9 protein-coding genes and 3 pseudogenes are annotated in these 9,594 nt (G+C 34.9%); 10 read left to right on the top strand and 2 right to left on the bottom strand.

The genetic code is table 11. From position 1 onward, the window contains the following. Positions 1-290: 290 nt before the first annotated feature. A pseudogene (locus V7014_RS08340) lies at positions 291-734 on the bottom strand (DNA/RNA helicase domain-containing protein); the annotation flags it as partial. A gap of 202 nt (positions 735-936) precedes the next feature. On the opposite strand from V7014_RS08340, the gene V7014_RS08335 reads away from it, so the two are divergent. The 8 genes and pseudogenes from V7014_RS08335 to ltrA all read left to right on the top strand — a co-directional run bounded on the left by V7014_RS08335 (position 937) and on the right by ltrA (position 6,262). Continuing rightward, the gene (locus V7014_RS08335; protein ID WP_335506071.1) at positions 937-1,065 is read left to right on the top strand and encodes a hypothetical protein; all 129 of its coding nucleotides are present in this window, start codon (positions 937-939) and stop codon (positions 1,063-1,065) included. A gap of 18 nt (positions 1,066-1,083) precedes the next feature. Beyond that, positions 1,084-1,653, top strand: coding sequence for a hypothetical protein (locus V7014_RS08330; protein ID WP_335506069.1), 570 nt, complete (start codon positions 1,084-1,086; stop codon positions 1,651-1,653). Positions 1,654-1,663: 10 nt separating this feature from the next. Next, complete coding sequence (locus tag V7014_RS08325) at positions 1,664-2,203, top strand: DUF262 domain-containing protein (RefSeq protein WP_335506067.1); 540 nt, start codon at positions 1,664-1,666, stop codon at positions 2,201-2,203. Positions 2,204-2,352: 149 nt separating this feature from the next. Beyond that, a complete protein-coding gene (locus tag V7014_RS08320; protein ID WP_335506065.1) occupies positions 2,353-2,712 on the top strand; it encodes a helix-turn-helix domain-containing protein in 360 nt (119 codons plus the stop codon). Further along, positions 2,705-3,493, top strand: a complete 789-nt coding sequence (locus tag V7014_RS08315) for an ImmA/IrrE family metallo-endopeptidase (RefSeq protein ID WP_335506063.1) — start codon at positions 2,705-2,707, stop codon at positions 3,491-3,493. The genes V7014_RS08320 and V7014_RS08315 overlap by 8 nt, the downstream gene beginning before the upstream one ends. 28 nt (positions 3,494-3,521) lie before the next feature. Continuing rightward, positions 3,522-4,175: a hypothetical protein gene (locus V7014_RS08310; RefSeq protein WP_335506061.1), complete on the top strand. Its 654-nt coding sequence runs from the start codon at positions 3,522-3,524 to the stop codon at positions 4,173-4,175. A gap of 116 nt (positions 4,176-4,291) precedes the next feature. After that, positions 4,292-4,644: pseudogene (locus V7014_RS08305) on the top strand (DNA gyrase subunit A); the annotation flags it as partial. Positions 4,645-4,998: 354 nt separating this feature from the next. Further along, positions 4,999-6,262: pseudogene (ltrA, locus tag V7014_RS08300) on the top strand (group II intron reverse transcriptase/maturase). A gap of 175 nt (positions 6,263-6,437) precedes the next feature. On the opposite strand, the gene V7014_RS08295 reads toward ltrA, so the two are convergent. After that, positions 6,438-6,998, bottom strand: coding sequence for a hypothetical protein (locus tag V7014_RS08295; protein WP_335506060.1), 561 nt, complete (start codon positions 6,996-6,998; stop codon positions 6,438-6,440). Positions 6,999-7,545: 547 nt separating this feature from the next. Here V7014_RS08295 and V7014_RS08290 point away from each other — a divergent pair. Both V7014_RS08290 and V7014_RS08285 read left to right on the top strand, forming a co-directional pair. Next, positions 7,546-8,193 (top strand): hypothetical protein, encoded by a 648-nt coding sequence (locus V7014_RS08290; RefSeq protein WP_335506059.1) that lies wholly within the window; start codon positions 7,546-7,548, stop codon positions 8,191-8,193. Between the two features lie 572 nt (positions 8,194-8,765). Further along, positions 8,766-9,593 (top strand): hypothetical protein, encoded by an 828-nt coding sequence (locus V7014_RS08285; protein ID WP_335506057.1) that lies wholly within the window; start codon positions 8,766-8,768, stop codon positions 9,591-9,593. Position 9,594 lies beyond the last annotated feature (1 nt).

Raw genomic sequence — 9,594 nt, 5'->3', positions numbered from 1 at the left:
CTCTATCATAATAAATTTCTGTACTAATCAATTGAGTCTTCAAACCCCTAATTTTCTCTAATGAATTACTAATTTCTTATATTGTGTTGAACTGAAACAACTCTTGAATTCCTTGATACATGGTTTTTCCAGCTCTCTGAATATGAGTTTGACACTTTAATTTTTTATGGGTAACTCGTTGTCAAACATATCGTTTGCCATATAAGAGTATTGGGATTTCTAGTTTTTGTTTCTTTGATTTATTAATAACGATAGTCAATGATATTTTTTTCTTTTTGTAGTTTATCTCCTTATGATAAAACTGGAATTCCAATATAATTCGTCAGTAAGTTCCAAGTTTCATCTAAAATTTGTTTAGGTGGAATATAAATAATAGTACAGTCACGGCCGCGTGTTAATATAACGCGATATGAATTTAGTTTTATTTGGAAAGGGTCTTTTACATCGTATTGAAAATGTTGCCCTTTCCAAGTGCCATTTTGTAAATAAAGATCATCGTCCCAATGGACAATAGCTGTGTCGAGTTCTAAACCTTGTGTTTGGAATTCTGTTACGGAAAATCTTAGCTTCTTACTATGAAATTCTGAATTAAAATGATTGAAATAGAGAGCTACATTAGATATAGCGTTATAGCGATATTGATCTTTAGGTAAGACAGGCACTTCTTTTTTTCGATCCGCACCGCTTGTGCATAAAACACCTGTGGTTTTTGTGTCGCCCATATATAAATTATTTGCAATCATGGCTACAAAGTATTATACAAAGAACAAATGAACGTGATGGGTCTAAAATCTCGTTGAATTGTTACGTTATTATGTTAGCTACATCTATTTTTAATGATGATATCGGTTATGTATCGGGTAATTTATCAGCTAGTAAGGTTAGTTTCAGTTAAAAAGTATAAGAACTACAAAGATAAGAAAGCAGGGATCGACTATGAGTAAATCAGGTAAACACGTATATCAATTTTTAAAAGAGGGTTATGAAATACCTAAGGTTCGAAGGAAATTTAAAAGTGAGCTAGATACAGATGATTTTCTAGCTCTACAAAAAATGATTGATTGAGATGTTGAGAATGAGGATATGCTGCAGTTGTATCTTAAAGGTTATGTTATTACAGAAATTTGTGAGGTAAAAGATATTACAAAGCAACGTGTATCAATCATTATAGGTAAAGAGCGTGAGCGCTTAGGTATATCACCGGAGGATGCAAAACAGCAAAACAGGGAAGCACGTAAAAAGCTTCAAAAATTGTCAGCGTGGTATGCGGGTGTGTATCGTGCGGACGAGGAAGGCGATCTAGAGCCTGTGTTAGATACGATTGATAAGCCAAAGATGGCAACGTTATCTGTTATGTATCAAACATATCAAAAGCTTGGCGGTACAAAGATCAAAATGTCAGATGCAGATGTGGATAGATGTAGATGGAATCCAGAAGAGGATAAGACAGGTGCGGTGGCTGTAAGAATGTATATGGAAGGTCATGGCGGAAGAGCTATTCGTGCAAAGCTTGCAATTTCAAGAGAAGAGTTATTCATGCATTATAGACGTTACTTACGCTTAAAAGCAGAGAAGGCAGCTGAGGCGAAGGTAACGTCTTCAGCAGTTTTACCTACAGAATCAAGTGAAGAAACACAAATTAGAGGTTTATGAGGTGGTTCGATTGAGGTTTGCTGATATTAAGCCGTTTATACAAGCAGGGAGTTACGAGATAAACATAGGGTTGTCGTTCCTGGAGCGGGAGTTAGCTGATTATGAAAAGGACTATGGGCTAGAGTTAAATCCTGACTTTCAGCGTGGGCATGTTTGGACAGAGGCTCAACAGATAGCATATATGGAGTTCTTGTTACGAGGTGGTAAAACAGCTCGGGTTATTTACTTAAATTCACCAGTGTTTGGTGACAGACGAGAAAAGGGGGATCTCTCGGATACATTATTATGTGTTGACGGATTACAAAGATTAACAGCATGTTTACACTTCGTAAGAAACGAGATTCCAGTGTTTGGGACATACTATAAAGATTATGAGGATAGACCAAGTATAACGGACGGGTTATTATTTAATATAAACGGGTTAAAGAAACGTTCTGAAGTGCTACAGTGGTATATTGAGTTTAATTCGGGCGGCACAATCCACACAGAGGATGAAATTAACCGGGTAAAAAGATTACTGGCAGATGAGCAAGTAAAACAGCATAAATAAGGTAATAAACAACAGGCGGAGGGGTAAATTTTCCGCTTTTTTGTGGTCGTTTTATCTACAAATCTACAAAAATTTNNATTATAAATTTGTCTACAAAAGGGTAAAAGTTGGGGTATAATAGAGATGTAGATTTCTGGGGAGGAATTGAAATGAACATAAATGACATGGTAGTAGACAAAGTAAACGTATGGTTGAAGGAAGCCGGAAAAACACAGCAATGGTTAGCGGACGAGATGGGTGTTAGTAAATCACTTGTCGGTCATATACTTAATAAGAACAGGAATGTACAATCGGCACATATTCAAAAATTTGCTGACATAATGGGAATATCTTTAAAAGAATTGATTAGTATGAAAGATCCGGAGGAAGAAATTTTTAGTGTTCAATTTAGAGGTAACTTAACCTCAAAAGAGGCTGAGAAAGGTTTAAAATATTTACTATTTGCTATAGAGGATTATGAACATATTGTAGATATCGATGAGAGAAAGGCGGGGGGCTACAATGGGTAAAGATGAACTACGTACAGTACATGCTGAGATCGTAGGTGAGGCGTTTGCTCTACAGGCGTTAAATTCTTATTTCGGGGCAGATGTGTTCATAGGGGCAAGTGTGGAGATAAAGTTACAGGAAATTGCAACATTAATTTATCAAAACATAAGTGATACATCGTATCATGGGGCAACTATAACGAATAAGGAGACGGGGAAGGTGTATGTATCACTAAATACAAACCAATCCTTACGTAAACGCTATTTTACGGCTGCTCATGAGTTGTGGCATGTGCTACAAATCAAAGACTTAATTGACGCAAAAATAAACGAGGAAAGAGCAGCAGAACGTTTTGCAGCGGCTTTGATATTACCCGCATCTTTAATGAAGTTGCTATGGGATGATGTGCAGAAGGAGGATATGGAGAAACAAGTTATTCTGATTGCGGATATGTCTTCTGCACCTTATGTATCTGTAGCTAAGAGGGTAGTGGAGTTAGGCTTAGTAAAGGATAATAAATCCAAAAAAGGGTTATTAGCAGAAAATAAGAATGAGAAATACTGGGTAGAGCTTCGTGAACAACTAGGGATATCACATAGTCCTTTAGATGATGCATATCGCTTTTCAAGTTTCAAAAAGTATGAAGATGTACTCTTAAAGAGTATAGAGAATAAAGAACTAGGTGTAGTGGAGGTTTCAACTAAGTTAGCTCATGTTTCTCCAAAACTAGGGAGTAAGCTGTATGAGTCTTGGGTGGATGAAGTTAGAAAGGAAGAGTTGGTCGAGGATTATGATGATTAATTAAATATAGAGAGGATGTTGTATGTAGATGGGAAGCATTAAGGGGAAGGTATTCATAGATACGAATATGATTAAGTATGCCCATGTAGTTGAGAAGGTTGATATGTTTGATTGGCTTCAGAAAGTATATGAATCAATTTATATACATAAAGAGGTGTTAGATGAGTTATATGGGACTGAGGCATATACAGTTGCAAGTCATTTAGTTGCGGATGGTACATGGGAGCTTTTTAACCCGGATGATGCGAACTGTTTAGATATGGTACAAAAATTGCTGTATGATGAACAACTGAAGTTAGTGGAAGATGCATTTAGGGAGTTAAGTAGACGTAAGAAAGCGGATGGGAAAACAGTTAAAACTACGAATAATACGGGGGAGATACATTCGTTAGCTGCAGCACTAATACTAAACGCTGAAATTATTAGTAGTAATGACTATGAAATTCGTGAAATAATCGAGTATGAGAAATTTACTATTATTTCAGATGTTTCAAATAATCGTATGCTTATTCAGCAGGATACTTTAGAAGATTTTTGCGTACTGTGTGTTAAGCATGGTATTGCGGATAATAGGAAGCAAGTAAAGACACTGTTATCAGTAGCTTTACGAGGTGATCCTAAGCTCAAGGAAAAGAAAGAAAAGTTAGATGAGCGGCTTAGGGATTTAGGTACATACATATAAACAAAGCAGATGACTACAGTTCATCTGCTTTTTTGGTGTGATAAGGGGAGTGTCTTAGATAGTTCTGAATGTTGGTATACTTGCTTTTATAGGATAGGCAGAAAGGGTTGACTAACATGGCAGAAGTAATTGAAGTACAAGATATTAGTGAAATTACGGGAGACCGTTTTGGTAAATATGCAAAATACTTAATTCAGAGAAGGGCGCTACCAGATGCAAGGGATGGGTTAAAGCCCGTTCAAAGGCGTGTTCTTTACGCTATGGTAGAGGACGGGTATACACATATGATAAGCCATATCGTAAGTCGGCAAAGACGGTTGGTACTGTAATTGGTAACTATCATCCACATGGAGATAGCTCGGTGTATGAAGCAATGGCACGTATGAGTCAGGATTGGAAGATGGGATTAAAGCTTATCGATATGCATGGAAATAACGGTAGTATCGATGGGGATAGTCCGGCTGCTATGTCAAAGCTGCTATTGAGCAGTCTTTTTTTTGTGTGCCAGGCATGCCAACTATCTAGGTGGTGAAAGTCCACTGTGGAGGTACACATCGACCAACCACTAAGGAAGCGCAAGGCACTTATCGTGAGGTAAGGGCTAGAGGAAGCGTGGAATAAAATCTTGGCTTGACGAACAGAAATTTGATACCTAGGCTCTATGAAGGGATGAGACTCCTAAACAAGTCAAAGTCCAAAAGATGTGCGTAACTTTATAGAGTAAATCAGGCGAGTAAAAGAGGAAAGATGGTTGTCTTACCCTGGGAGGTCTTGCGGATGTACAGTCGTACAGTCGAAAATGGAGAGGAAAGGGGAAACGAGTATGGAACTTTTAGAACAGATTCTAAGTAATCAAAATATGAATGAAGCCTACTTGCGTGTATATAAAAATAAAGGTGCAAGTGGAGTTGATGGTGTAACAGTCAATGAACTTAAGCAATATTTGAAAGAGAATAAGGATGAGTTGCGTCAGCGCATCAGAACAAGAAAATACCAACCACAAGCTGCCTTAAGAGTGGAAATCCCAAAAGAAAATGGAATGATGCGCAAATTGGGAATACCAACAGTAGTGGATTGAGTAGTTCAACAAGCCATTCATCAAGTTCTCAGTCCGATATTTGAAGGGCAGTTCAGTGAATTCAGCTACGGCTTTAGACCAAAAAGAAGTTGTGAGATGGCTATTATAAAAAGCTTGGAATTTCTGAATGATGGATACGATTGGATAGTGGATATTGACCTTGAAAGATTCTTCGATACAGTCCATCACGACAAACTCATGCGAATCATATCCAACACAATACAAGATGGAGATGTGATTTCTTTAATATGAAAGTTCTTAGTCAGTGGAGTGATGGTGAACGGAAACACCAATTGGAACTCCGCAAGGAGGCAATCTCAGCCCACTACTGAGCAATATTATACTGAACGAACTGGATAAGGAATTAGAAGGTAGGGAACTTCCATTCGTGAGATACGCTGACGACGCTCTTATCTTTGTGAGGAGCGAGAAAGCCGCGAACAGAGTGATGACATCAATCGTAAGATTTATAGAAGAGAAATTAGGATTGAAGGTCAATGCAGAAAAGAGTAAAGTCGCTCGCCCAAAAGATTTGAAATTCTTAGGATTTGGATATTACTTCGATTCTAAAAATAATAGATATCAAGTGAAACCACATCTAATCTCAGTACAGAAATTTCAAAGAAGGCTTCGAAAACTAACAAAACGAAACTGGGGTGTTTCGTTAGACTACCGAATATTGAAACTAAAACAAGTTATATTCGGATGGGTAAATTACTTCAGAATCGCAAACATGAAAAAAGCAACAGAACGAATAGATGGGAAGTTACGCTCAAGAATCAGAGTAATCATCTGGAAGCAATGGAAGGTATCCAGAAAACGAATTAAGTCGCTCATTCAACTAGGAATTCCAGAGGAAGAAGCGAAAGGATTAACTTTCTGTCGAAAAGGCTACCGATATATAGGATTATCGAAAGTTGTTCATAGAGCAATTTCAAACAAAAGACTAAAGCAGAGGGGAATACCTTCTGCTTCAGAACACTATCTAAGAGTACACACTGTAATATAAATTGAAACGCCGTATACGAGAACCGTACGTACGGTGTTGTGAGAGGGGCGAAAATAAAGTGATTTATTTTCCCTCTACTCGATTGAATTTTAGGAGCTTCATCCTATAGTTTACTAAAAGTGTAAAATAAAAAGCCTTATACTGTCTGTAAAGGCTTAATGAAATGTTACTTTTATTAATATTTTTGAAGATTATCAATGACCCAATATTGTTCAATTGGTTCAATTTTGCTTTTCACAAAAAACTTATATGAATCATCGATGTTAGGTACTTCAAAAAAGACATTAATTTTTATTGTTTCATCTGGTCTAACAGGCTCTAGCTTAGCTACTACTTTTCCGTTGTAAATTTTATTGTTTTTGTCATGTAATTCATATTTTAATTCAGTAGCATCTACTAATTTATTGTCATCCCTTACATTTTTCACAGATAAATTCACAACCACATTATATATAGTCTGTTTCTTCTCTTCGATTGTAATTTTTTCGGAATACCCATTATGAACAGTTGTTAAATAATTACCGCCTTTTACTCCTTCACCATATAACATAATACCTTTTTCTAATCTTGCTGCTATTTCTTGATCTTCCTTTGAAAATTCACTATCTTGAGAACTATTTTCCTTAATCACAGTTTCTTCATCTTTCTTATCATTGGCATTACTATTATCATTGCATCCAGTTAATGTGACTCCTAATGCAATAGCAGTTAGAATGATAAAAACTGATTTTTTCAATCAAAACACCTCATTTTTAAATACTTACCTACCACATTAACATACTTTTCATAAAGTATATATTTTTTGGTAATTATGTAAGAGGTTTGCCTGTGTTGACAATAAATAAAATCAGTGTTCTCTCCAAAAAAAAGAACAGTAAATAGAAAACTAATTTACTGTTCTTCCTTAATTAAGCCGCAACACTTTGACTTTGACAGTATTCTATTGCTTGCATTGTTTTTCTAACTTCATTATGAAGTCTTTTTTTTAAAAGTTTCTAAACGTAGTCCAATCGTATAATCGTGTTTATTAAAAATAAGTTTATTAAAGTAGTTATGGTAATCGACTGTGCTAGAAAATTCAAAACGAGTCCATTTATTAACCATTAATAACAAGGGTCTAACAATTAAACAAAATGGCGTTTTTAAACATTCTATCAGTAAACTAATTCAGGTTTATCGCGTCTTCGATTATATATATGTATACTTTTAACGGAGGGAACTTTGTAGGTATTAATTGGAATTGATGTTATATTATTACTGATACTGAATTGAGGTGAAATTATATGAAGAAAAATTTGCTAATTATATTATTTGCCATCCTACTGCTTGTGACAGGTTGTAGCAGTGATAAAACTGATACAAAAGAAATAGACAATACAAAAGAAATAGACAATACAAAAGAAATAGACAATACAAAAGAAGCAAAGAATGAAAGTGAGTACATTACAAAAGAAATTGAAGAATCTAACACGGAAGTTCCTGGTGAAGTACTATCTCCTGGTTATACGTTGAAAAAGAGAGAAAAGATTATTTTTGAAAATGAAAGTGGAAAAATCATATACTTAGGCGAATCTATTGATGAAGAAGGTAAATTAACAGCTGCAATCAAACAAGAAGGAGACACTAAAAACCTTGATATTCATATAGAATTAAAGTACATATTTCCTGATAATTCGTACTTGATTACTCGCACAACAAGAGATGCAATAGATTATCGATTTAATCCAAACGATAAAATTCTTGTGCTTAAGAGTCCTTATATTGCAGAAGAAGAACCGATAAAAATAGTTTATAGAATTTTAAACGAAATAGAAGGTGATACTTTAATAAATAACGACTTACTTGGCTTTATAAATATGAAGAAAACGCCATACACACTTAATCTTGAAAAAACTAGTGATACCCTAAATATAGCTCCCCTTAAGAAATAACGATTAAATGTTATCAGCCAACAGTTGACTCAGATTGAGGTTTCAAGCGATGAGCGTTATATACGGTTATCGCTTTTTATTTTGAAAATTCATAATTACCTTGTATTCCACTATCTTCCCCCGTTTGCTCACTACTTATAGAAATATGACTGAAATATAGAAAGTTTATACTTTCCTTATAGAGAGTAGACTAAATCCCCTTTGCTATTCACACACCTGTCAGAAGATCATTTTCACCTTAAGCCATTTTCCCGAATCGGTATGGCTCAAGGTGATATTCCTAAAGAAAAGAACTATTATAGAGCTACTTTTCGCTTATTTCATATGGTTAAATAAAATGTGTTCTATCATATATTAGGTAATAACCTAAAATACACTTATTTATATTTTACAATAACAAGTTAGTAAGACACTGAAAATATTCTAATAATAGTAATTAAATGTTGATAAATCAAAACTCTTACACGAAAACATTTGTTTTTGTACAGGTAATTAGAGTATTTCCTAAATATATATTTGTGATATATTGGGAATAGAAAATAGGGGAATCAATCAAGAAAGAGTTGAGAAAAGTGAAGGAAGAAAATACGACTAATCGTCCTAAAACGTATCAATTAGATACATTTTTAGAGTTACATGGAAGAGGGATGTCAGTAGAAGACATATGTTTAATGTATAAAGGAATGATAGAAGAAGATTATCACCTTACCATTGACGAAATCGTAGAGTATTTACAATGCTCAGATCGGTATGTGCGAAATGAAATACTACCATTTGTTAAACATATCCGTATTAATCAAGTCGCGCGTAACATGCTGCTTAAGTATGCTGTGGAGCATGACGAGCCAAATCCGTTGTATATGAAACGGATATTGTTTTCATTATCATCCTTTCACGAATTTTTCTTAAATAATACCACTTATAGTAGGGCTTATATTCGCTTTAATATGACTGATTTTGAGTTTGAGGAAATAAAAGAGTTGATGACCATAATTAAGGAGTCCAACGAGAAGAACAAAGAGAAATTGACCTTATCTGAAGAAATACAGTGGACGATAGATTCATTTAAGTCAAAAGACTTTGAAAATCGTCCAGTAAAGTCAAAACTCACAACCATGCCAAAAAAATTACTATCAGCTAAAGATATAAAGGCTGAGAAGGGTATTAGATATGATATAATCTTTTATCAATACGCCGCTAACACAGGATTAAATAAAGTGGAATACGGCTCCAATAAGAATGGGGATCCTATTTTTGTTCGTTATATAAAAAAAGAGATGGATGAAAAGTTTTTGGTAAAGATGGAAATATCGTTGTTTGAACAATTACACGATTCATTTGGAGATGATTTGAATAGCCATTTAATCAAAAAAACAAAAAGGATGTTATTAAAAAGTTAAA

Origin of the sequence: Bacillus sp. JJ722 (genome assembly GCF_036963345.1) — a bacterium.
In the GTDB taxonomy this organism is placed as follows: domain Bacteria; phylum Bacillota; class Bacilli; order Bacillales; family DSM-1321; genus Bacillus_AD.
This window is presented reverse-complemented; position numbering and strand designations above follow the sequence as displayed.